Annotated in this window: 25 protein-coding genes; 2 read left to right on the top strand and 23 right to left on the bottom strand. The window is 32.3% G+C overall.

Going from position 1 to position 22,382, the window contains the following annotated elements:
• Positions 1–23: 23 nt before the first annotated feature.
• From B0A66_RS15960 to B0A66_RS15880, 17 genes are all read right to left on the bottom strand, one after another.
• Entirely contained in the window at positions 24–869 is an 846-nt protein-coding gene (locus B0A66_RS15960) for a hypothetical protein (RefSeq protein WP_089050856.1), read from the bottom strand.
• A gap of 19 nt (positions 870–888) precedes the next feature.
• Entirely contained in the window at positions 889–1,707 is an 819-nt protein-coding gene (gene kdsA, locus B0A66_RS15955) for a 3-deoxy-8-phosphooctulonate synthase (protein ID WP_089050855.1), read from the bottom strand.
• Positions 1,708–2,118: 411 nt separating this feature from the next.
• Positions 2,119–3,315, bottom strand: coding sequence for an SH3 domain-containing protein (locus tag B0A66_RS15950; RefSeq protein WP_089050854.1), 1,197 nt, complete (start codon positions 3,313–3,315; stop codon positions 2,119–2,121).
• Between the two features lie 6 nt (positions 3,316–3,321).
• Positions 3,322–5,616: a glycoside hydrolase family 19 protein gene (locus tag B0A66_RS15945; protein ID WP_089050853.1), complete on the bottom strand. Its 2,295-nt coding sequence runs from the start codon at positions 5,614–5,616 to the stop codon at positions 3,322–3,324.
• Positions 5,617–5,628: 12 nt separating this feature from the next.
• A complete protein-coding gene (locus B0A66_RS15940; protein WP_089050852.1) occupies positions 5,629–6,117 on the bottom strand; it encodes a DUF4280 domain-containing protein in 489 nt (162 codons plus the stop codon).
• Positions 6,118–6,193: 76 nt separating this feature from the next.
• Entirely contained in the window at positions 6,194–7,243 is a 1,050-nt protein-coding gene (locus B0A66_RS15935; RefSeq protein WP_089050851.1) for a peptidoglycan-binding protein LysM, read from the bottom strand.
• 33 nt (positions 7,244–7,276) lie between these two features.
• Complete coding sequence (locus B0A66_RS15930; RefSeq protein WP_089050850.1) at positions 7,277–8,224, bottom strand: TssN family type VI secretion system protein; 948 nt, start codon at positions 8,222–8,224, stop codon at positions 7,277–7,279.
• 300 nt (positions 8,225–8,524) lie between these two features.
• Positions 8,525–9,316: an arylamine N-acetyltransferase family protein gene (locus B0A66_RS15925; RefSeq protein WP_089050849.1), complete on the bottom strand. Its 792-nt coding sequence runs from the start codon at positions 9,314–9,316 to the stop codon at positions 8,525–8,527.
• Between the two features lie 56 nt (positions 9,317–9,372).
• Positions 9,373–9,825: a 2-dehydro-3-deoxyphosphooctonate aldolase gene (locus B0A66_RS15920; RefSeq protein WP_089050848.1), complete on the bottom strand. Its 453-nt coding sequence runs from the start codon at positions 9,823–9,825 to the stop codon at positions 9,373–9,375.
• The gene (locus tag B0A66_RS15915) at positions 9,822–10,496 is read right to left on the bottom strand and encodes a lysoplasmalogenase (RefSeq protein ID WP_089050847.1); all 675 of its coding nucleotides are present in this window, start codon (positions 10,494–10,496) and stop codon (positions 9,822–9,824) included. The genes B0A66_RS15920 and B0A66_RS15915 overlap by 4 nt, the downstream gene beginning before the upstream one ends.
• Positions 10,497–10,605: 109 nt before the next feature.
• Positions 10,606–10,881 carry an ATP-dependent Clp protease adaptor ClpS gene (locus B0A66_RS15910; RefSeq protein WP_089050846.1) on the bottom strand — a complete coding sequence of 92 codons (276 nt, stop codon included), beginning with the start codon at positions 10,879–10,881 and terminating at the stop codon, positions 10,606–10,608.
• Between the two features lie 38 nt (positions 10,882–10,919).
• Positions 10,920–11,753, bottom strand: a complete 834-nt coding sequence (prmA, locus tag B0A66_RS15905) for a 50S ribosomal protein L11 methyltransferase (RefSeq protein ID WP_089050845.1) — start codon at positions 11,751–11,753, stop codon at positions 10,920–10,922.
• Positions 11,754–11,882: 129 nt separating this feature from the next.
• A complete protein-coding gene (gene tpiA / locus B0A66_RS15900) occupies positions 11,883–12,635 on the bottom strand; it encodes a triose-phosphate isomerase (protein ID WP_089050844.1) in 753 nt (250 codons plus the stop codon).
• Positions 12,636–12,700: 65 nt separating this feature from the next.
• Complete coding sequence (locus B0A66_RS15895) at positions 12,701–13,195, bottom strand: TlpA family protein disulfide reductase (RefSeq protein ID WP_089050843.1); 495 nt, start codon at positions 13,193–13,195, stop codon at positions 12,701–12,703.
• Positions 13,196–13,559: 364 nt separating this feature from the next.
• Positions 13,560–14,225, bottom strand: coding sequence for an alpha/beta hydrolase (locus B0A66_RS15890; RefSeq protein WP_089050842.1), 666 nt, complete (start codon positions 14,223–14,225; stop codon positions 13,560–13,562).
• Positions 14,226–14,326: 101 nt separating this feature from the next.
• Positions 14,327–15,427, bottom strand: a complete 1,101-nt coding sequence (locus tag B0A66_RS15885; RefSeq protein ID WP_089050841.1) for a BT_3928 family protein — start codon at positions 15,425–15,427, stop codon at positions 14,327–14,329.
• A 70-nt stretch (positions 15,428–15,497) separates the two neighbouring features.
• On the bottom strand, positions 15,498–16,037 hold the full coding sequence (locus tag B0A66_RS15880) for a DUF1599 domain-containing protein (RefSeq protein ID WP_089050840.1): 540 nt from the start codon (positions 16,035–16,037) through the stop codon (positions 15,498–15,500).
• Between the two features lie 198 nt (positions 16,038–16,235).
• On the opposite strand from B0A66_RS15880, the gene folP reads away from it, so the two are divergent.
• Both folP and B0A66_RS15870 read left to right on the top strand, forming a co-directional pair.
• Positions 16,236–17,060: a dihydropteroate synthase gene (gene folP / locus B0A66_RS15875; protein WP_089050839.1), complete on the top strand. Its 825-nt coding sequence runs from the start codon at positions 16,236–16,238 to the stop codon at positions 17,058–17,060.
• Between the two features lie 118 nt (positions 17,061–17,178).
• Positions 17,179–17,826, top strand: coding sequence for a hypothetical protein (locus B0A66_RS15870; protein ID WP_089050838.1), 648 nt, complete (start codon positions 17,179–17,181; stop codon positions 17,824–17,826).
• A gap of 54 nt (positions 17,827–17,880) precedes the next feature.
• Here the strand turns inward: B0A66_RS15870 and rlmH are convergent, their stop codons facing one another.
• The 6 genes from rlmH to B0A66_RS15840 all read right to left on the bottom strand — a co-directional run bounded on the left by rlmH (position 17,881) and on the right by B0A66_RS15840 (position 22,064).
• Entirely contained in the window at positions 17,881–18,354 is a 474-nt protein-coding gene (rlmH, locus tag B0A66_RS15865; protein WP_029269532.1) for a 23S rRNA (pseudouridine(1915)-N(3))-methyltransferase RlmH, read from the bottom strand.
• Between the two features lie 93 nt (positions 18,355–18,447).
• Positions 18,448–18,750 (bottom strand): antibiotic biosynthesis monooxygenase family protein, encoded by a 303-nt coding sequence (locus B0A66_RS15860; RefSeq protein ID WP_089050837.1) that lies wholly within the window; start codon positions 18,748–18,750, stop codon positions 18,448–18,450.
• Positions 18,751–18,780: 30 nt separating this feature from the next.
• The gene (locus B0A66_RS15855) at positions 18,781–20,193 is read right to left on the bottom strand and encodes an amidohydrolase family protein (protein ID WP_089050836.1); all 1,413 of its coding nucleotides are present in this window, start codon (positions 20,191–20,193) and stop codon (positions 18,781–18,783) included.
• A gap of 299 nt (positions 20,194–20,492) precedes the next feature.
• Positions 20,493–20,777, bottom strand: a complete 285-nt coding sequence (locus B0A66_RS15850) for a GNAT family N-acetyltransferase (protein ID WP_089050835.1) — start codon at positions 20,775–20,777, stop codon at positions 20,493–20,495.
• 6 nt (positions 20,778–20,783) lie between these two features.
• Positions 20,784–21,179 carry an OsmC family protein gene (locus tag B0A66_RS15845; RefSeq protein ID WP_089050834.1) on the bottom strand — a complete coding sequence of 132 codons (396 nt, stop codon included), beginning with the start codon at positions 21,177–21,179 and terminating at the stop codon, positions 20,784–20,786.
• Between the two features lie 3 nt (positions 21,180–21,182).
• Positions 21,183–22,064, bottom strand: coding sequence for a pirin family protein (locus tag B0A66_RS15840; protein WP_089050833.1), 882 nt, complete (start codon positions 22,062–22,064; stop codon positions 21,183–21,185).
• Between the last annotated feature and the right edge of the window lie 318 nt (positions 22,065–22,382).

Genomic DNA, 22,382 nt, shown 5'->3' with positions numbered 1-22,382 from the left:
TTTCAAATATATTTTATGAAATATTAGATTCTAAAAATTCCACCGACAGCAATAATTCGCTGTAAGAAAAAGAACTCTTGCGAAGCCTTATCGTCGTTACTAACCGTTGTTTTAATATCCTGCATGTTGATGTAACCACCTTTTAGCTCACCCTGAAGGTAAAAATACTTAAAGAAAGTAATATTAATTCCGGCTTTTGCAGATAGTCCAAATCCTGAAACATGAAAATCATCATGGCGATCTTTTCCTAAAAGCATCGTATTCGTTTTTGGATATAAAACACCACCGCCAATACCTTCAGTTAAATTAATCTGAACCTTGTCGATATTAGGCAGATTAAACCATTTCGAAATATCGTCATGTCTGGAAACTTCAGTATTAACGTAGTTCAATCCGTCAGTATGCTCGTAAGTTAAGAACGTTTCATCAGTAAAATTGACAGGAGTGTTGTTGTAAACACCATTGTGAACCTCACCATTGATATAACCAGTAACATTTGCCGTCTGATTTTGAGTCATTACATATTTCATGTGGTCTACACCAACTGCAACACTATAATGGTCATTAATAAAATAACCAACTCTTAAGTTAGTTTGCGGAATCGTCATGTTTACAGGGTTAATATAGTCGATATGCCATCCCTTAGGTTTGTCATGCGCAGTCATATTATTTACCGTAAAATTATAGTCCTTTCCTCTAAAAGTTACATCAGATTTAGAGTAACTTTCTCTATTACCACCCCATGAAACAAAGAACTTTCCTTTATTATGTGCTGTGTATTTATCTTGTATTGCGACTTCTTCCTGAGCAAATGTGTTTACAGCAAAACACATTAAGAAGAATGGCAAGAATAATAATTTATTTTTCAACTAATTAATATTAAAAAATTTAAAATGAGTTAACAGTTTTTCTGATGGCAACCAATTTGGTCATTAAGCCTTCAAAATAGTCAAGGTGCAGCATATTAGCACCATCACTTTTTGCATTAGCAGGATCAAAGTGTGTTTCGATGAAAATTCCATCAACACCTACAGCAATACCAGCTTTTGCTACAGTTTCGATCATATCAGGTCTACCACCGGTTACACCGGCCGTTTGGTTAGGCTGTTGCAAAGAATGCGTAACATCCAAAACCGTTGTAGCATATTGTTGCATAGTAGGAATACCTCTGTAATCAACAATCATGTCCTGGTAACCAAACATAGTACCACGATCCGTAACCATTACGTTTTCATTATTACAATCTAAAACTTTTTGTACAGCATGTTTCATGCTCTCCGGGCTCATAAATTGACCTTTCTTCAAGTTCACTACCTTTCCAGTGTTAGCCGCAGCAACAACCAGGTCAGTCTGACGAACAAGGAAAGCAGGAATCTGCAAAACATCTACGTATTGTGCTGCCATATCAGCATCTTCATTAGTATGAATATCTGTTACAGTTGGAATATGGAAAGTTTCAGAAACTTTTCTTAAAATTTTTAAAGCTTTTTCGTCTCCAATTCCGGAGAAACTATCAATCCTCGATCGGTTAGCTTTTTTAAAAGATCCTTTGAATACATAAGGAATCTCAAGTTTGTCGGTAATACCAACTAATTTTTCTGCAATTCTTAGCGCCATTTCTTCACCTTCAATAGCGCAAGGTCCTGCTAATAAAAAGAAATTACCACTTTCAGTATGCTTAATTTGTGGAATATGTTGTATGTTCATAATATGAATTATTTGACAATACAAAGGTAGTTATGATTTATGAATACGGAATAAAGATTAAGGTTTTTTTTTCTGAAACCAGATAGTTATCCGGACTGCTATTTGCGATGCTGCTTTTTTTCTAACACGTTGTTTTTATTGGTCTTTGCTGGATCTTCTTCTGATCGCTCTTCAAAAAATATAAAAAACAGGTTTTCGCTAAAAGTTATTTTCACTGCTATCAGGACTATTTTTTAATATTTTTTTAAGAAATATAACAATCATGTTTATTAAACGGCTGTTTATCTTATATCTAACAGGTTTTGAAGACCTGTTAAGAAATCCAGTTTCGACAAAGTGTCCTAACAGGTTTTATAAACCTGTTAGGTATTTAAGAAAAATAATTAGCGGACTTTGTGTAGTTTAAATCAATTATTCAGCCTTTATTCTAGTTTTATGAACATATCCTCTTTTACCTTCTCTAGTTTCTACAAGCCACCAATCTCCTGAATTATCCAAAACTTCAATTTCTGAACCGCTAACTATTCTTTGCAAAATTTCTGATGAGGTATTTTGGTATTTTCTTAAATTGGTGTAACCGTCTGGGTCATTTATTTTAAAAAACGTTTCAGATACATCATCTAGCTTTAATATATTGTAGTTTTCTACAAGCTCTTTAATTTCTGTATCATTATAATAGTTGCTTAATTTCAATCTATTCTCAAAATCATAATCTGATTTAAGGAAATTTTTTAGTTGAACATATGCTAATTGATCATTAATACTGCCAATATTTATTTTGTTTTTTTTATCAAATCTGTTGAGTAATTGTATGATATATATTGCGCACTCATCCTTTGTTTTCTGATAAATTGGAATTTTTTTAAAAGCTTTACTAAAATTATAAGAAAGTGCTACAAGACTATTATTAATTTGCTCAAAATTATTATTACTTCTTAAATATATATTATTTAATAAATCTTTCTTATAGCCTTTATTTTTATTATTATAAAATAGATAGTGATTATTGAAGTTTTCCATTATGAAATTTTCTTTTTTGAACATTTCGATAGCCATGTTGAAGAAATGAATACTTTTTTCATAATCAAAGTCAATGACTATTTCTATAATTTCAGGATTATTGATAAAGTAACTTAAGGTTACTAAATCATCATTAAATAATAATTTGTTATATGCTAAAAATTTTTCACCAATTCTATTTTCTCTGTTATTTAATTCTTTAATGGCATAATCTTTTGAAACTGGAACATCGAGGCTCGGGTTGTAAAAAAGACCTTCTGCTTCCGTTCTTAGAAACTGTTTTTCTGCAGAGAGAAGATATCCTGAATTTGAGTTTATTTCGATATAATTTTCTTTATCTATGTCAAGAATATTAATTCCAAAAAAATCTAAACAACGTTTTGTAAATTCTTCTTTACTAATAATTTTATAATTATTTTTTTTTGCATAGTCTGAGAAAATATCTATTTCCATTGTTTCTTGTTTTTTATTAAGAACTAATAAGCTTTCGTTTTTATTTGAAACTTGATTATCTTTTGTTTGTGAATTACTACTTAAAAATATTCCTAGAGTAGTAAGCAATATTATTCTGAATTTATACTTTTTCATAGTTGATTATTGAGCATTAGCTCTATTTCTTCGTTTTGAATCTTTGGTGTCAATTGGTAAATCATAAAAGGCATAAACATCTTCAATATCTCCGTCATACTCTTCTATATAACAATAGATTTTTTTTCCTTGATTTGATAAATCAGTATATAAATTACCAAGTTTTTCCATCTCATTATTATAAACTCTAACACATCCATAGGTAGACATTAATTGACCTCTATCATCTATGTAATCTTTATATACTACAGTATGCCCAGAATGTATTGCAATACCATTTCTGCCATTTCTTGTAGCTGTTAAAAATTCGCCATTTTCACCTGTTAAATAAATTAATCCATTGTTACCATAACTTAATTCGCCTTTATGTTTTTCTGAATTATAAGATGTTGTTGCTCTTCCTACTGGCGTGTCTCCATTCCCATTGGCTTTTGTTTTATTTTTATTACTTCCCCTACAAAGAGAATGCGTTTTAAAAAGTATGTTAGATTCATTAAATACTATTAAAGGTCCTTGTAGATTTCTATCTTTTGTAGTGATAATGTTTATATAAACTTCATTTGCATTTGCAGAGAATTTTTCGTCATAACTACAGATCTTATTTTTATCTTTTTTTATTGGGTTACAATCTTTTACTTTTAACACTTTTATTGCATTTTTAAAAAACTCAATTCTGGGGTTAACTATATCAGTACTTTTAGATGTATTAATTTTTGCTGTAACATTTTCAACAGATGTAGTTGTTGCGGAATTAGCAACTAAATTAATTTTATTATAGCCCCAAAATGCCAGTGCACTTGTAATAGCATTTTTTGCATTGTTTTTTAATTTATAAGGATTATCACCTTCAATCCAATTTACATCAGGTTCATTATTAACCTTCATATTAGCATTAAAGTAATTTTGTAGTTCTTTGTAATTGCCTTTCCATGTAATTTGTTTAAAGCCTTTACCACTGTAGAGCCAGCCATCACCATCGTTTATATGTAATCCGCCTAGAGGGTGAGTTTTACCATATATTGCGTTGGCTAGTTTTACTTGTTGATCTTGTGTTAATCCCGGATTTTTGGCCGCATTAGGTCTTCCTAGTCTTTTTGCTTCACTTTCTTTTTCAGCATGTGTTTCAAACTGGTCAAAGTAAGAAGGGTAAGTTTTTAATAGAGATTTCCAATACCAATTAAAATTTTCTTGTAAACTGTAAAAATGACTTTCCTGAGATATTTGAGCTAAGAAATGGGCTTTTCGCACGCAGGTAGTTATACCAACTTTTTTGCGATATGTATTTAAAAAAGGAAGCGCAGATCGTATCATTGTATCATTTGCTATTAAGCAATTATTGTTTTTATCTACGCAGATTTTTTTAATTTCATCAAGTGTAATATCTTCATTACAATTTGGACAATTACTATTAGTTTCCTCATTCTCCTCAACACCATCAAGCACATCAACCATCAAAGCCTTATTTGTGATTTCTCTAATACTATCACCAATTTCCCGAATTTGAGCTAATACTTCCACTTTCGTTTCGTAATAATTGACTTTAGAATTATTATGAAAATTTTCGCGGAGAATCTGCGGACTCTCATAATCCGGATTTCGTACCTCAATATTTTGGCTTTCGAAAGGTTTTTGGTTAAAGATTTCTACGGTAATGTAATATTCATGAAATTCACCTTCTTGTTTACCGTAACCTTTGTCGCCAAACGCATTAGCTAGTTTGGCGAAGTTCGGATTGAGGATGAAGTGCGCTTCGGCTTTGCCATCTTCAATATAAATAGGTACTGTTGTAAATTTACTATAACGGTTGTAATTTGTATTGGTTCCGTAAGGTTCGTCATCTTCATACAGTACAATTTTACCATGACAGCCGTCTAAGTTTACGCAATGAATTCTGGCAATTAGCTTATCGCCATACGCAAATCGACGTTTGGGAGGATTCCAGTTTTCATCTAAAAAAGTAACAGTTGCAATTTTTCGCTCCAGACTTTTTTTAGGTTTAATTTTCATCGAGACTTCTTGTCCGTTCTTTTCAGCGACTATTTTGAGATCATCATACTCAAGAGTAGCTTCCGTAAAAGTATATGGAACTTCATTACCTGTTTTCTTTGTATTCTCTTTTACTATCCAGTTTCCGCCTACTAGTTGCTGCATTGACCAATTTACTTTGGCTTCTGGAAACAAAGGATTGTTTATTACCGTGTTGGTCGTTGGAAGGTTTACTGAAAAGCTATCTGTTATAGAATACATTTCTTTTTGCCCCACTGTTGGATTAGCATTTCCAACTATTTTAAAATTTGACATTTCTATTTCGTTTTAAACTATATCATCATCCACTAACTCATTCTGAAATTTTTTCATGTTCACCAAAGGATTGATCTGATTGCTCAAATAAGGCTTAGCACTCATTGCATTTTGTTTCCCGGGTTCAATCTTTTGACCATGATGTGCTACTGTAATGCAATCAGGACCACCAATAGGACAGGTTGCTTTACTGTCTTCGGTTAATATTTGACCTTGGTTACTTAGGATTACCTTTTGATACGCATTGCTCCATTGTGTAATGACCGCCTGACACGGAAGAAAGTCACCTTTACCATCGGGTTGCATTTGGCATTTTCCAAAAGAGTTTTTCTCCATTGTTTGTCCAATTTCTTTACTCGTGGCAATGAGTTTTTTTTGCGCCTCTTTATCATTAGCAAAGTGCTTTTGGTGTGATTTTACTTTAAGAACATCAGTTTTCTTTTCAACGTTAAATTGGCATTTTAAGGTTGCACCGTTAACAACCACATATTTTTTGCTCATACTGTTATGGCTTTTAGAATTATAATTCGGCTTATATTTAATTTTGAGGCAAAAAATAGTGGCCGCTTCGGGGTTTCTAGTTTTTTATGGCTTCGATTTCTATACGTAATTCGAAAGTTTTCTCTAATTCGAGACGACATTCCAATTCCATTTTTTCTATGAAATAGGAGTGAGGATCTAAGAAATAAGTTGAGATATAACTTCCGTCAATGAGTTGATTTTGAGCATTGGTATTTATACAATTTCCTTTTTGTTCTACTTTAATGAGCCTGGCTTCGTTTAAGCAAGAATCTATTTTTTGCTTTACCAGAAATTGAGATTCTTTGTTGTTGAGTACTGGAAAATAAACTTTATGTTCAAAAATGCCTTCCTCTGTATAAGAAGTATGAATACCATTAAAAAACGATCTCAAAAAATAATCTGATTTTAGAAGCTGAAACAGCGATTCAGCACTTTCTAAGGCTAATTGGCAATTTTTCATATATATCGGAATAATTCCATTTTCGTAATCCTGCAATAATTCTATCTTTTTGCTCTCCCATCGATTGCGAATTTCCTTGTCATTGAAAACATCAATACATTTACCGGACGGATCGACAATAATTTGAAGCGGATATAAAACCTGTACCATTTTTGCACCAATTTCATCCATTATAGTATCAGGCATATTGTTGTTTACAAAAAGGTTAACAGATTTTCGGATTTCAATTAAGTGATAATTGTTCACGTCTGTATTGAGCCATTTCACTCGTATTCCCATTTCTAATTTTTCAGTTAGATCCTGCGTCTTAAAAGTATATTTGACGCTATAATCTTTCTGAATATCTTTTGGAAAAAACGGCAAAGAAGTAGCCGATCCAAAATTGACATTTTGTGATTTAGGACTAGTAGGTTTTGCTAAATTGGCTTCCGTTTTTTCAGGAGCCAGAATCAAAAATTTGGTATGACCTTTAAAATCTTTTTCGATTAAATCTCTTTCATCGCAATATCTGTTATGGTATCTTCTGATCTCGCTTGCATCTATATTGAGTTTTTGAGACACACCAACTAGTGTATCTCCTTTTGTGAGCTGGTAAGTGCGGAACTTATCATAATAATGCTCATCAATTTCCGGGAAAAATTTCATTAGAAAAAGTTTTAATTTTCAAAAGGCTTGTATTTATTCTTTCGCTTTAGGCGTGTATAAAAAATCTTCTTCTTCAATTATATCCATTTTTTCTGCTTGTGAAATTTCTCTTTTATGTCTGACACAAATAATAACAGTGTTTTCTGTTATACCATTCATTCCCAGCGTATATTTTGCATCGACATATCTGGCACTTTCATACCATTTTGGCTGCTTAAAAAACACCCAATGACAATTTTCCCCATTATGCTTTAAAGCAATAGGATTTTGAGTATTACGAGCATTGTAATTGGTAAGGGTTTGATAAAACAAATTACCAAAATCCATTCGGAGTGGACCTTTGGTTCTGATAGAACTATAATTTTTACTGTCTTCCTGCTTGTGAATCAGTAAAGTTATGAGCGCCAGATTTTGCATTTCTTCTGGTTCAATCTCTGGATAGGGGAACTCTTTATTCGGAATTTGCCAGGTAGCATACTGCTTTGGAGGGATCAGCATCATATAGTTAAATGATATGTTGATTCCTGTAGGACAAAGGAATAACACGAAATGAATACACATTAAATACGTAAAATAAATTCCGTTTAAGGCAGTGTAAATAATCGTAAATAAGATACTGGAATAGAGAATTACTAAAAAAGCAAAGAGTAGTTCTATAAAAATGTTTTTGGTGTTAAATTCCGCAAAACTAAAGCGGTATAGCCAACAGTGTAAAATTCCCAGTAAGAATGATACGACCTGATAGAAAAGAAATTCATGAGTAACTTCTTCAAACAATTTATTGTGCGCTAAAAAAGCAAGTAGCGCGTAAATGAGGACAAAGGATAAAATGTAGGCATAAAAGCTCTTTTTATACTTTGTTGAAAATTCCTGTACTTTATCAGAAAAGACAATCGTAAGGATTACACATAGAGCAGCAATAACTGCCAAAAATACGATCAGTGTAGGATCGAGGAGTTCTAGTAAATGTTTTTTTACCATTGTTAAGTTTTTTGTAAATCATGGGCAATAGGATTTTTAATTAGACATACGAGTTAAACCTTTTAACTCATTATTAATGTAGGTATACTTTGCGAATTTAATAAAAATATAATATTTGAATCTGAAATTTCTGTAATAATTTTTAATAAAATACTGATTAAAAGATAATTTCGTACATAAGTCTTTGTTTTTCTATAAGTTAGATATTAACTTTAAATAGAAAAAGCGTACATTGAAGTAATGTAGGAATAGGAGTAGGCTTTGATTTAAGCAATCAAGAAGTGCGAAGCAGTACCTTTTTTATAATTTTAAGCTGAATTCAGTTTCTAAAACAGTATTAACTTCATTCTCTTCAAAAGAAGTAATGCTGCTTACACCATTTACAACCGATTTGACCGCATTTTTAATTAGGATCTTTTTGCCTGATTCATTTTGCAGTACAACGATTCTGTTTTGTACAAAAAAAGAATCAGGATGGGAATAATTGTAATGATTAGCAGGTTTAAAATCAATCCATTGTTGCTGTACAAGGTCAAAAGAATATAAATCAGACCATTCTTTTGCGATTAAAACTTTTAGTAAAAATTCATTGCCTTCAGTTTTTTCCAAAATAAAGGTGTCAAAATCATGTTGCGTTTCTATGCCGATTTGGCTCAGCTTGAAAGGTTTTCGAATACTGTTACCGCCAAAACCCAAATCAATCAAATAGTTATCGCCTTCAATGCTGGCAATTATCGCCAAATGAGTTTTAGGATTTTGTCCCGGATTTACCATAGGACGTGCAGCAACGTAATAATGCGGAACACCTATTTCTTGCAGCACTAAAGAAAAAAGTCCGTTGATCTGATAGCAATAACCACCTCTTTTTTTGTGCACAATCTGATCAACAATTGCATCACCATTCAAAGAAATTACTTTACCGGCCTGAACATCTAAATTTTCAAACGGAACAGTAAACAACTGTGATTGCATAAGTTTTGTAATACCTGAAATTGTTATTTCGGGGGTACCGGAAAACGCAATTCTGTCTAAATAGTGTTGTAAATTAAAACCGGGAGCTTCAATTAGATTCTGATTTTTTGACTGTTCCATTATGTTTTAAAATTTAATAGGTAATCTTTATAAACTAACAAACTGCAAATAAAACACTATTCTTTCTTTAAACTCAATCCCATCGGAACCATCAGAATTCCTTTTTCATAGATATTTAGATACAGTATAACAGGTTTTTTTTGTCCTTCCCATTTCAATTCATAAACATTCAAAAATCCGGCTCCCATATCGCTTCGTTTTGTTGGAAATGGGCAACAGGTCTCTAAACGTGTATACGTTATCTTTTCGCCATTTGGGCCTGCCAATGCATTTAAAAAGCGTCCTTCATTCAAGGCTTCGTCTTTTGTATTTCTGTAAAAAATATTAATCGGATAATCCGGATCGTAACCATATTTTTTATCAGTGCTAAATAGTGTAATAGCAAAGGTATTGTTTTTCTTTAAAACTAAATCAGGAGCATTATCATCTACATTTTTTAAAGTAGATCGCGTACTTACGCAAGAAGTTACCGTAATGAGAAGGATGATAAATAGTACTATTTTTTTCATGATTTGTTTGAATTGAGTTTTAATACACCAATTATAATCAGATATTGTGCCACAAGATAGGTTAGCATGATTAAAAATGAACTTTTTTGGATAGGATGGTAAAATTTATCGAATGCCAGAATGGTATCTGAAAACACAAAAATAACAGCACCAAATAGAACATAATTCTTTCCAGATTTTTTCCAAACCAGAAAGCCATTAAAAGCAAACAAAAGCATAATTAAAATTATGCAGGCGTACACAAGTACGGGAACTTTTAAATGACCTAAATGCGGAAATAAAATAGTAATAATAACAACAAGATATAACGCAATAAAGAGACTGCCAATAATTAACGGATTTTTGTTTTTTATGGTTTTGCCTTTAGTCTGTTCATTTAAAAGCATACAGTACATAAGATGCGAAATGAGAAAAGCAACTAATCCAAGTATGAAGTAGAGCTCGGCTATATCTGAAAAAAGTAAAATGACATCTCCAATCCAGGAAAAAAGTAATCCGGCTAAAAGTGTATTTTTTAATTTGAAATTTTTAAAAGAATATACACCAAAACCGAGTAAAGGTATTAAAATAGGTTTTAGGTAGATGTCCAGATAATCGTATCCTATAAATAATAAAAGGAGATAAAAAACACTAAAGCCAATGTAGATTTTAAAAAAAAAGGTGCTTTTCATAGTTTGATTATGAATTTGGTTTGAGAGGGAGTAAGCATTTCTACATAAAAAAACATTCAATTTTATTCAAATATAGAATAAAATTGAATGTTTTTTAAATTATTTGAAATTAAACGATTTCAGCGCTTAGTCCTGCTTCTAAAAGTTGTGTACATTGTGGTTTTAACTTATCCATTGGCCCTGTTTTTACAGTGCATTTTCCGTTGTAATGTACAATTAAAGAGCATTGTTCTGCTTGTTCAGGCGTATGACTGCAAACACGCATTAAAGTATCGATTACGTGATCAAAAGTGTTTACATCATCATTATAAACAATGATTTCGTTATTAAAACTTGTCGCTTCTCTTTCGCGAACTCTTTCTCTTACTTTTTCTTTAGTACTCATTTTTTTTTAGGTTTTTGTACTGTTGTAATTACTAGTAACTAATTTACGTATTTTAATGAAACCCAGTTGTTTCTTTGAAACTTTTTAACATATTTTAATCCTTTTTCAGTGCAGGAAGCATCGATAAAGGGAATGTCTTCTTCATAAAAACCGCTTAAAAGCAACGTTCCGTTTGGATTTAAACAATCAACATAATGCTGCATATCATTCAATAGAATATTTCTGTTGATATTAGCAATGATCAAATCGTAACTTTTACCTGCTAATAATGCCGCGTCACCTTCGTAAACGGTAATATGTTTACAATTATTGCGCTCTGCATTTTCAATAGAGTTTAAATAACACCAATTATCAATATCAATCGCATCAATAGGTTCAGCACCTTTCATTTCGGCAAGAATAGCAAGAATAGCAGTTCCGCATCCCATATCAAGTGTCTTTAAACCTTTTACATCAGTTTCAAGCAAATGCTGAATCATCATGTGAGTTGTTTCATGATGTCCTGTTCCAAAACTCATTTTAGGCTCAATAATAATGTCAAATTCAGCGTTTGTTTTTTCGTGAAAAGGTGCACGAACATGACATTTTCCGTCAACATCAATCGCTTCAAAATTCTTTTCCCATTCTTCATTCCAGTTTACCTGATCAATTTCTTCAACGGTATATTCAATTTTGAAATCTTCAGATTCTAAGATATAAATGTCATCAAGAATATTCTCATCCCATAAATCTTTCTTTACAAAAGCCGAAATTCCGTTTTCTGTTTCAGTAAAACTTTCAAACGCTTTTTCGCCTAATTCCGCAATTAAAATTTCTGAACCTAATTCTTTTGGTTCAATTGTAAAATGGTACCCCAAATATATATTCGACATAAATAATTTTTTTGCAAAGGTAAGAATCGAAAGCAGAAGTTGCTTAAAAATAAATGATATAATTAGCTGGATTTATAAACAAAAAAAGCGTCCGCAATGCGAACGCTTTCTGATAGTATTTGCTAAAAATTAGATAGCAGTAACGATAGCTAAGAAGTCATCAGCTTTTAAAGCTGCTCCACCAATCAGACCACCGTCTACGTCTGGTTTAGAGAAAATTTCCTTAGCATTATCTGGTTTTACAGAACCACCGTATAAAATTGAAACTTCGTCAGCGATATCAGCTCCAAAAGCTTTACGAACAGTTTCTCTAATAAATTCGTGCATTTCTTGTGCTTGTTCCGGAGAGGCTGTTTCTCCTGTTCCAATAGCCCAAACCGGCTCATACGCTAAAACAACTTTAGCCCATGCTTCTTTAGCGATGTGGAATAATCCGTCACGCAATTGGTTTTCAACAATATTAAAATGATTTCCTGATTGACGATCTTTTAATTCTTCACCAAAACAGAAAATTACAGTCAAATCATGTTTCAATGCAGTATCAACTTTACTAGCAATTAAAGCGTCAGTTTCGTTAAAAATAGCTCTACGCTCAGAGTGACCAAGAATTACATTGTTTACACCAATACTAGTTAACATATCTGCAGAAATTTCTCCTGTAAATGCACCGCCTTCAGCTTGGTGAACATTTTGAGCAGCAACACCAATTGTAGTGTTTTTTACTTTAGCTACAGCCGCTTGTAAATTTACAAATGTTGGAGCAACAATTACCTGAGCAGTAGTTTGTGCTGGTATTTTAGTAATTAATTCGCTTAAAAGTTCTTCTGTTTGTGCTGCGTTTTTATGCATTTTCCAGTTTCCTGCAACGATCTTTTTTCTCATATTGATAAGTTTTTATTTTATTCTTTTTTGTTTTTTGCTCTTGTATAATGAATGCAGAAATAATGTTACTTCAGACTATTCAAAGTCTCATTGATTTTTTCAAAATCAGTTTCTATAGCACGGTATAAAGCTATCTTTCCAGTTTTGTCAACGATAATGTATCTTGGAATCCAGTCTAAGTCGATTGTTTTTCCAAAAACACCTTTCATACCGTCGTTAATCAAATAATGATCTCCTTTTAATTCGTGTTTTTCGATTCCGGCTTTCCATTTATCAGCTGTCTTATCAGCAGAAAGAAACAGGTACGAAACATCAGTATGATTTGCCTGAAGTTCTTTTAATTTTGGCATTGCTTTTACGCAATCACCGCACCATGAAGCCCAAACTTCGATAACAACAGTTTTGCCTTTGTATTTTTTTAAAATGTTTTTAAAAGTAACCTGACTTCCATCAGTTGCTGCTAATTTCTCAGACAAAGCTTCTTTTGAGAAACTTGTTTTCTGAGCTTGCGTACATGAAAAAGTGATGAACGCAATTAAAATAAGTGTGATTTGTTTCATATAAAATTTCTAATTTTTTTATTTTACGAAATGTGCTATTTTACTTTTCTACTTGTAAAATTTATTTAGGACATTTTGTAAAAGTTAACGTGCCCAACAAAGTTAATCAAACAAATTGAAAGCCAAACGGAGATTAACAAAATTTGATGAGTCGCTTATATTATCACAAATATTGAAATTACCGTTAGAAAAAGCAGAATGAAATCGTAATAGTAGGCGCCAAAAACAGTAATTTTTATAGAAATTGTAGAATTAATTGCTGACAGAATTTGAAAACACTTATTTTTTTATGGTGTAATAAATTCTGAAGGTCAAAAAAACGTCAGATTATCGTAAAAATATCGTTTTGTATTTGTTACTTTTTTTAGTTCAGATCATAATTACCCTTTGCCCATTTTTTACTCGGAACAAGCCATTCGTCTAATGCTTTAAATAAAAAGCCGTGTTTAAGGTTAGTATTCAACTCAATTTCTTTAAAGTGATTTATTTTCAATTTTGAAGTTTCTTTTCTTTTAATAGCGGAAACTCCATAGTCATCTGATTTTTCATATATATTTAAGATATTTCCGCAAAAATTAATCTGTGGATTTTGTTCAGTGTCAGTTTTTCCAACACTTCCAACAAAAACAAAATTTACATTAGGATTTGCTAAATAAGTTGAAATATATTGTGCAATATGGCCGCCTTTTGAAGTTCCTATAACAGTTACTTTATTTGGAGAAACCCCTTCATTTATTAGTTTCTTTATTTGCTTAACAATTTTTTTAGCATATTTAGGTACGTTGGTATTTTTGCTTCTTTTTTCACTAAAAACAACAAAATGATCTTTTTTAAATGAATTTAAAATTTCATTGTATTCTGCTCGTCCATATTCAGGATGAGCGATATTCAAATCCTGTTCTTCAATAAATTTATTGTGTAGAAAAAAGATATAAGTTTGATCTTTAGAAGCTATTTGTTGACCAAAACCGATAAAAATATTGAAAGTAAGAAGTAGAAGAATACAGAATGATCTGAAAAATGGTTTCATAATTTACGGTTGGTTTTTGATTTGTCTTTTTTGATAGCTAAAAAAAACACCAATTCAACTAGTATAAGAAGAATTGGTGTTGGTAATTATTAATTTTGATTTTAAAGTTTCAAATCTTTAATATCGTTGTAATGTACTTTTTGAATAACAGTTCCTTTCTCTAAAACAACAATACTAGGATTGGCTCTTTCGATTGTTTTTAGCGTTGTAGCATCACAGAAATAGAAATCAACATTCAAACCATATTGTTTTTTTGCTTTTGCAATTTCATCGGCTCCTGAAGCTGTCATAGCAATAACTTTATATCCTTTTGCTTTAGCATCCTGATTTACTTTCTCTAAACTTTTCATACCTGATGGTTCTGATAATTTAAGATCGTAGGTTACGAAAATCACTAATTTAGGTTCTTGCAAATATTCGTCTTTAAAATCAGTATCGTCTTTCGTCATACTGAAATCATGAATTGGCGGTACATAACCTTCTGTAATTACTTTGTCTTTTCTGTCTACAAAGCTTGCTCCTTCTGGAATATTCATCAAATCTTTATCTGTAAATTCTTTGTCAACGCCATTTACTTTGTATACGAAAATCATCTCAACTACAGATTTTGGAGCTCCTTCCGGAATTTCCATTCCTTTTTCGATATTGCTTCCTACTTTAAAAGGACGGAAATCTTTTATAGGATTATGGTTTAATACCCAAACCGCCATAAAAATGCATAATAAAACACTTGCGTAAGTTATTATATTCGTCACTGCTTGGGAGAACAATGGTTTTACCAGTTTTTTATTGATGAATAGAATTAAAATAAAGAACAACAAGACAATATCTTTTGTGAAAGATTGCCAAGGCGTTAAGTGTAAAGCATCTCCAAAACATCCACAATCTTTAACTACATCAAAGTAAGCAGAGTAGAAGGTAAGGAAGGTAAAGAAGATGATTAGCAATAATAAGCACCAAATGGTTGCTTTTGCTTTGTAGCCAACTAATAACATTACACCTAAAACAACTTCAAGAATTACCAAAAAGATAGCTAAACCTAATGCCAAAGGCTCTAAGAAAGGCATATTGAAAACCGGTTCGCTAAAATATTCTGCCAGTTTATAAGAGAACCCAACAGGATCGTTTAATTTTATCAATCCGGAAATGATAAATAAGATGCCGACAAACAGTCTTGAAAATTGAGTAATAATGTTTTTCATGTGGAATTATTTTAAAATGTTTATTTGCTGTAAACCATCATGAGGAACTCCAGATGCACAGCGGAATATTTTATTTTAATGGATCTAGGATTAATGCAAATACAGCATAATTTATCATGTCCTGATAATTAGCATCAATACCTTCAGATACTAATGTTTTACCTTTATTATCTTCAATTTGTTTTACACGAAGTAATTTTTGCAGAATTAAATCTGTTAAAGAACTTACACGCATATCACGCCAAGCCTCACCATAATCATGGTTTTTAGCTTCCATTAGTTCTTTGGTTAATTTAACTTTAGCGTCGTATAGTTCAGTTGCTTTTTCTACATCAAGATCGGGTTGTTCTACAACTCCCAATTCCAGTTGAATTAAAGCCATGATCGAGTAATTGATAATTCCGATGAATTCTCCTTTTTCATCTTCATCAACCTTACGGATTTCGTTTTCCTGTAAACTTCTGATTCGTTGTGCTTTTATAAAAATTTGATCTGTTAAAGATGGCAATCGTAAAATTCGCCATGCACTGCCATAATCTTTCATTTTATTGATAAACAAGGTGCGGCAAACCGTGATTACATTATCAAATTCTAAGGAAGTATTCTTCATTTATTGCTGTATATTTGCTAAAATTTCTTCAAAAATAAGGATAATTTTTTAAGAGTTTCAAGTTTAAGCTTCTCTTTGTTTTAAGTTTTTTCTAAACAAAGTGTTAACAGTGCTTATTTGAAATAAAAAAAAGTTTCAGGTTTCAAGTTCTCGAACTTACGTAAGCTGCATCAACTTGAAACAAAAATAACAAAAGAGATGACAATGAACTGCAAAGGACAACTTATAGATTTGTCGATTCCTAAAGTAATGGGAATCCTTAATGTAACACCCAATTCTTTTTTCGATGGTGGTAAATATAAGAATGAAACCGAAATTGTTTCGCAAGTCGAAAAAATGTTGTTTGATGGTGCCACATTTATTGATCTTGGTGCTTATTCCAGTAAACCAAGTGCTGAATTTGTTACGGAACAGGAAGAAATTGAACGAATTGTTCCTGCCATCGAACTAATTTTAAAGCATTTTCCGGAAACGCTGCTATCTATTGATACTTTTAGAGCCGGAGTTGCTAAGGCCAGTATAGAAAGCGGTGCTGCAATTATTAATGATATTGCTGCAGGCGAACTGGACGAAAAGATGTTCGACATTGTGGCACATTATAACGTTCCGTATATTATGATGCACATGCGAGGCAATCCGCAAACGATGCAAAGTATGACGCAATACGATGATATTGTAAAAGAAATGCTTCTCTATTTTGCTGAAAAAGTAAACACAGCCAGAAGTTTAGGGATTAATGATTTAATTATTGACCCGGGTTTTGGATTTGCTAAAACGACTGATCAGAATTATGAAATTTTACAGAAAATGGAACTTTTTAATACGCTTGAATTGCCTTTGTTAGCTGGAGTTTCACGTAAATCTATGATTTACAAAACGTTGAATACTACGGCGCAAGAAGCACTAAACGGAACTACGATACTCAATACGATTGCATTGACAAAAGGCGCAAAAATTTTACGTGTTCATGATGTAAAAGAAGCAATGGAATGTGTTACATTGTTTGAGAAAATGAATTTATAATTTAGTGTGCTATTTCTTCTTTTTTGAAAATATCAAATAAGACTAAAAAGCAAAGCAATCACAGTATTGTCAGAAATGACATGCTTCGCGCTTAAAAGCTACTAATTAATTAAAAAATATGAAATACTTTACTCTAATTATTGCCTGTTTACTTCTTTCCTGTGGAAACAAAGAATCTGTTTTACTTCCTAAATCTAATGTTTCAATTGTTAAGGATGTTCAGGATCATTCGCCAATCTACATTTTCTTTAAAACAGAAGGGAAAGACACAATCGCTGATGTGAATCGTAAAAGTAGTATCATCTCTACCAACTGGATTTTTAATATTGACAAGCGCTTGCCACTTAAATTGGTCATTCCACAGGTAATGAAGCTTCAGGATAAAAAGCGAAATGAAAAAGCGCATAAAAACGAAAACGCCGAAAATTATTATTCCTACGCCGATTCTATTGGAAAGAATTTAGCTTTTTTACCTTTCACGAAAGTGTATTATAAAATGGAAATTGCGAATAATAGAAGTCAGCTGTATTTTAAAAAGAATGGTATTATTCAGTATACAGAAAAAGAAAACTATTTTTTCCCTAAAAATGAATTAGGAAAATTTCTGGACAGTTTGATCATTAATACTAAAGCGCAAATTACTTTTTCTTTCGACAAGAATATGTCTTATGGAGAATATATTCAGTACAAAATTTTTCTGGAGAAATTAGTACTAAAACAAGAAGGATTGGTTTTTCTAAACAAAGAACAGGAATTCATTTTTTAGGTTGTAAGAAACCTGAAACAAAAAACTATAACAAAGAAAAACCTGAAACAAAATTTACTGATGATGGTAAGGTTCATTTCTTAAAATAGTAAATCCGCGGTACAATTGTTCGATAAAAAACAAACGAACCATTTGGTGTGAAAAAGTCATTAGCGAAAGCGAAATTTTTCCTTGTGCTTTGCTGTAAACAGTATCCGAAAATCCGTATGGACCACCAATTACAAAAACTAAAGTTTTGATTCCAGAGTTCATTTTCTTTTGTAATTCTTCTGAGAAACCAACGCTGGAGAAATTCTTTCCGTTTTCATCCAATAAAATTAACTGGTCAGTAGGTGTTAATTTCGAAAGGATAAGTTCACCTTCTTTTTCTTTTTGCTGACTTTCAGATAAATTCTTTACGTTTTTGATATCCGGAATGATTTCCAGATCAAATTTGATGTAAAAGGACAAACGCTTTGTGTAATCGTCTATAAGAGTTTGCAGCGATTTATTGTCGGTTTTGCCTATGGCAATAAGTTTAATGTTCATTGTTCGATTTTTTTTGCCACGAATTACCGGATTATCACCAATTAAATGGTAATAAAATAGGTCTTCATGGGTTTTATCCTCATAATCTGAGGACTATTTTTTATTCGAAAAAATATTTTCAAAATGCTCTACAACAGGAAACGGTTCATAATAATGATGCAGAATCTTTTTCCATTCCAAATAAGCTTCAGAGTTTCTAAAACCTACTGTATGATCTTCAAGCGCATTCCAATCAACCAATAAAAGATATTTGTTTTCAACTTCAATGCATTTTTGTAAGCTATGTCCGAGATAGCCATCAATTGACGAAATGTATTGACTTGCCTGAGCAAAATCAGCTTCAAATTTGGTTTTCAAATTTGGTTTTACAAAAAGAAATGCTGCTTCTAAAATCATAACTTAATATTGGTAAACCTCTCAGGTTTGTTAGTTCTTCGAAAATTTAGCTTCAAAAGTTTTAAATCTTGCATCTAAATCTTTCAGTAATTGTTTTTTTACCGAAGCATCCTGAATAAAACTGTAATTGATTCCGTTGTAAACATATTGTTTTATAGTAGCGTACGAAACATCAGGATATCTTTTGGCTAATAAAACATATTGTTCTGTCATGTTCGTTCTTAAAATCCCTGCATCATCAGTACTAATGATAATAGGCACATTGAATTCTTTGTAAAGTGTAAAAGGATGTCTGTTTTCTTTAACTTTTAGAATAAATTCATTACTTGTTAAGTTAATTTCAATTGGAATATTATTTTTTGCCATGTGACGCAATAAGTCGTAGGAGTTCTCTTCATAAGCAATATCTACTCCGTGACCAATTCTGTTGGCTCCTGCGATATGAATAGCTGTATTTATATGCCATGTTAAATCTTCCGGTTGAACCAATCCTAAGGTTAGTTCTCCTGCATGAAGCGTATATTTTACCTCTGGGAATTTTGAATTACAATATTTAAACATGACCATGTGTAACCAATAATCTTTCATAGAGTTTTCAGCATGTTCTGGAGAAACGATATTGACTCCGGCAACCAATTTACTGTCATTTGCAGAAATAAAAGCAATGCTTAAGTTTTTGAATAAATCCACCGGATTCATAAAACGCAATACAAAATTTTGATAACGCATTGTAAAACGTTCATCATCAATTTTTAAATCTTTATGCAGTTTTGCGATAAAATTAGTGTTGAAGTCAGTTGCATATTTTTTAGCATCTTTTTGTTGAAGTGCTTTGTACAATTCATCTAAAAGTTTTAGAACCGCTTTCTCGTCTTTTTGAGCAGCTGCCTGACGCAATTTTGAATCGAAATCGCTTAAATCAGCCACATTCATATCGCAAGGAATCGTAGATAGCTGTGTTTCGATGTAGCTTACATTTTCTGAAATGGCACGCTTTTTTAGTTCCAGCATTCCCTCGGCAAAATGACCTTTAATAGTAGATTCAAATTTCATGAAAGAATCAAAAAACTGATCGTCAGAAGGAACAGAACCATTATAATCTTTAATAGACCAAGTCTGCATTACTTGTTGCTCATAAAAAGGAAGTTTGCCTTCGCTTTTAAGAGTCGAGAAATTCTGCCAGTTTCCTTTTTCAGGTTTTGTTTTTGAAACCGCCATAGTTTCTAAATTTAAATAGAAATCTTCTGCGATAGCTCTTTCTAAAAGAGGTTCCGCATAAACTGATCCTGAAAAATGATGGTGTAAATCGCCGCCTTTTGGCATTTGTTGAAAGAAAGCCGTTAGAAGGGCTTCGTTATTTCGTATTTTTTCTAAGTAATTTTCAGCAGTTTGAGAGAATCCAAGGTGTGCTAATAAAAGAAAGAAAAGTGTAATTATCCTCATACTCTAAGTTTAAATTACATGCAAATGTAGTGGTTTTTGCGCACATTTGAAAATGTGAATTGAAATTAACGGCAATGAGGGGTGAAAAAAAACGCATAGTAGTAGAGACGCACAGCAGTGCGTCTCTAAGCGAAAACACGGATTTATACGGATTTTTTTATGGTTAATTTCTAGAAATAAAAACAATATAATTACAAAAAAAAGACGCACTGCTGTGCGTCTCTACAATCGTGCGTCTCTACCCAAAGGAAAACCTCTGAACCTATGTTGCTTTGTTCCTTTGAACCTTTAAAAAAAAATCATGAAAAAAGAACATCACGAATTTCTTCTGTTTTATCAAAAACGCTCTTCGCAAATGGACAGAGCGGAATAATTTTCACATTATTATTTCGAGCGTAATCAACAGCCGCCATTAAAAGTTTTTTACCAACAACTTTTCCGCCAAATTCATCGCTTACTTCAGTGTGATCAATGATGAATTTTGAATCTCCTGCCCACGTATAAGTCATTTTTCCTGCTTCTTTTCCGTCTTCTGTCGCTTCAAAATAGCCTTTTCTGTTATCGTTTATTTGTTGTACTTCCATGATGCGTTATATTAATGTGGTTTTAATGTCAATTGAATGTGTTAATGTTTTGTGTATCGGACAACTGTTGGCAATCGTTTCTAATCGTTGTCTTTGCGCTTGATCTACTTCACCAATGACTTCGATTTTTCGGGTAAATAAAGACACGTTTTTATCTGCATCTCTCTCAAAATCAATTGTGATATTAATTTCAGAAATATCCCATTGCTTGCGGTTTATGTACATACGAAGCGTAATTAAGGTACAGGAAGCCAATGCAGAAGCCAATAGCTCTGAAGGACTGAATCCTAGGTTTTTGCCTCCCATGTCCTGAGGTTCGTCAGAGATTACAATGTTGCCGCTGCCAGATGTTATTTCTGTTCTGTATAAACGGGTGTCAATTTTTGCTGATAGTGTTTCCATGTTTTATCTTATTTTAGGATCAGGTAACGGAACAAATTCGGTTTCTCCCGGAACTTTTGGGAAGGTTTGTTCTGTCCAATCCTTTTTTGCTTTTTCGATTAAATTTTTATCAGAAGATACAAAATTCCAAAATATAAAATGCTCTTCTGGAAAAGGGGTGCCCCCAAAAATATAAACAGTCGTATTCGCAGCAATTTCAAACTCGCATAAAGTGCTGTCGTTCGTAATCAGAATTTGTTTAGGATCATAAACATGTTCGTCGCTTTTGATACTTCCTTCTAAAATGTACAAACCGCTTTCTCCAAACAAATGATTTCCAATATTGATTTTTGTTGCTTCCGTACTTTTGATTTCAATAAAATAAAGCGGACTATAAACAGGAACGGGTGATTTTTTACCAAAAGCTTCACCTGCAATCAATTTATAAGAAACGCCATTTTCTTCCCAGGCAGGAATTTGATCAGCTTCGACATGTGTGAAGTTTGGATCCATTTGCTCTAATTCTTTAGGCAATGCAACCCAAATTTGCAATCCGTGTAGCATTTTGTCTGAAGTTCTCAAATATTGTGGAGTTCTTTCAGAATGAACAATTCCTTTTCCTGCTGTCATCCAGTTTACCGCACCGGGTTTTATTTCTAATTCTGTTCCTAAACTATCGCGGTGCATGATACTTCCTTCAAACAAAAAAGTAAGTGTAGAAAGACCAATATGCGGATGAGGAGGAACATCCATATTTTGATATTGATTTAGATGTGCCGGTCCCATATGGTCGATGAAAACGAATGGTCCAACAGCTCTTTTTTCACGGAAAGGCAATAATCTGCCTACCATAAAATTGCCAATATTGGCAGAACGTTCTTCGATAATTAAACTGATATTTGACATGGTTGATTTTATTTGAAAACAAAATTACAGCAGAGATAGAAAGCTGTAACTTAATTTAGATTAAGAAAGTTTTATTAGTAACTATAAAAATAGGAAACAGAATTAGAAAAGATTCTATTAAAATGAAGAATTAAACACGAATTGCACTAATTATCACAGATTTTCTAATGATAAAAGAACAAATTGATTAGTGATATTACTTTGCTTTTTTATAATACGCAGATCATACGGGTTCGCTCTGCGAAAGCGCGAATCCATGCGGAATTTTTATGCAGATGTAAAAGGCAAGAATTAGTGCTAATTCGTGAAATTCGTGTT

Origin of the sequence: Flavobacterium hercynium, from assembly GCF_002217285.1 — a bacterium.
Lineage (GTDB): Bacteria > Bacteroidota > Bacteroidia > Flavobacteriales > Flavobacteriaceae > Flavobacterium > Flavobacterium hercynium.
This window is presented reverse-complemented; position numbering and strand designations above follow the sequence as displayed.

Excerpts from the sequence above, each read along its gene's own strand:
- kdsA (WP_089050855.1), bottom strand. The coding sequence starts at position 1,707 with ATGAACATACAACATATTCCACAAATTAAGCATACTGAAAGTGGTAAT.
- B0A66_RS15950 (WP_089050854.1), bottom strand. The coding sequence starts at position 3,315 with ATGAAAAAGTATAAATTCAGAATAATATTGCTTACTACTCTAGGAATA.
- B0A66_RS15945 (WP_089050853.1), bottom strand. The coding sequence starts at position 5,616 with ATGTCAAATTTTAAAATAGTTGGAAATGCTAATCCAACAGTGGGGCAA.
- B0A66_RS15940 (WP_089050852.1), bottom strand. The coding sequence starts at position 6,117 with ATGAGCAAAAAATATGTGGTTGTTAACGGTGCAACCTTAAAATGCCAA.
- B0A66_RS15935 (WP_089050851.1), bottom strand. The coding sequence starts at position 7,243 with ATGAAATTTTTCCCGGAAATTGATGAGCATTATTATGATAAGTTCCGC.
- B0A66_RS15930 (WP_089050850.1), bottom strand. The coding sequence starts at position 8,224 with ATGGTAAAAAAACATTTACTAGAACTCCTCGATCCTACACTGATCGTA.
- B0A66_RS15925 (WP_089050849.1), bottom strand. The coding sequence starts at position 9,316 with ATGGAACAGTCAAAAAATCAGAATCTAATTGAAGCTCCCGGTTTTAAT.
- B0A66_RS15920 (WP_089050848.1), bottom strand. The coding sequence starts at position 9,825 with ATGAAAAAAATAGTACTATTTATCATCCTTCTCATTACGGTAACTTCT.
- B0A66_RS15915 (WP_089050847.1), bottom strand. The coding sequence starts at position 10,496 with ATGAAAAGCACCTTTTTTTTTAAAATCTACATTGGCTTTAGTGTTTTT.
- B0A66_RS15910 (WP_089050846.1), bottom strand. The coding sequence starts at position 10,881 with ATGAGTACTAAAGAAAAAGTAAGAGAAAGAGTTCGCGAAAGAGAAGCG.
- prmA (WP_089050845.1), bottom strand. The coding sequence starts at position 11,753 with ATGTCGAATATATATTTGGGGTACCATTTTACAATTGAACCAAAAGAA.
- tpiA (WP_089050844.1), bottom strand. The coding sequence starts at position 12,635 with ATGAGAAAAAAGATCGTTGCAGGAAACTGGAAAATGCATAAAAACGCA.
- B0A66_RS15895 (WP_089050843.1), bottom strand. The coding sequence starts at position 13,195 with ATGAAACAAATCACACTTATTTTAATTGCGTTCATCACTTTTTCATGT.
- B0A66_RS15890 (WP_089050842.1), bottom strand. The coding sequence starts at position 14,225 with ATGAAACCATTTTTCAGATCATTCTGTATTCTTCTACTTCTTACTTTC.
- B0A66_RS15885 (WP_089050841.1), bottom strand. The coding sequence starts at position 15,427 with ATGAAAAACATTATTACTCAATTTTCAAGACTGTTTGTCGGCATCTTA.
- B0A66_RS15880 (WP_089050840.1), bottom strand. The coding sequence starts at position 16,037 with ATGAAGAATACTTCCTTAGAATTTGATAATGTAATCACGGTTTGCCGC.
- folP (WP_089050839.1), top strand. The coding sequence starts at position 16,236 with ATGACAATGAACTGCAAAGGACAACTTATAGATTTGTCGATTCCTAAA.
- B0A66_RS15870 (WP_089050838.1), top strand. The coding sequence starts at position 17,179 with ATGAAATACTTTACTCTAATTATTGCCTGTTTACTTCTTTCCTGTGGA.
- rlmH (WP_029269532.1), bottom strand. The coding sequence starts at position 18,354 with ATGAACATTAAACTTATTGCCATAGGCAAAACCGACAATAAATCGCTG.
- B0A66_RS15860 (WP_089050837.1), bottom strand. The coding sequence starts at position 18,750 with ATGATTTTAGAAGCAGCATTTCTTTTTGTAAAACCAAATTTGAAAACC.
- B0A66_RS15855 (WP_089050836.1), bottom strand. The coding sequence starts at position 20,193 with ATGAGGATAATTACACTTTTCTTTCTTTTATTAGCACACCTTGGATTC.
- B0A66_RS15850 (WP_089050835.1), bottom strand. The coding sequence starts at position 20,777 with ATGGAAGTACAACAAATAAACGATAACAGAAAAGGCTATTTTGAAGCG.
- B0A66_RS15845 (WP_089050834.1), bottom strand. The coding sequence starts at position 21,179 with ATGGAAACACTATCAGCAAAAATTGACACCCGTTTATACAGAACAGAA.
- B0A66_RS15840 (WP_089050833.1), bottom strand. The coding sequence starts at position 22,064 with ATGTCAAATATCAGTTTAATTATCGAAGAACGTTCTGCCAATATTGGC.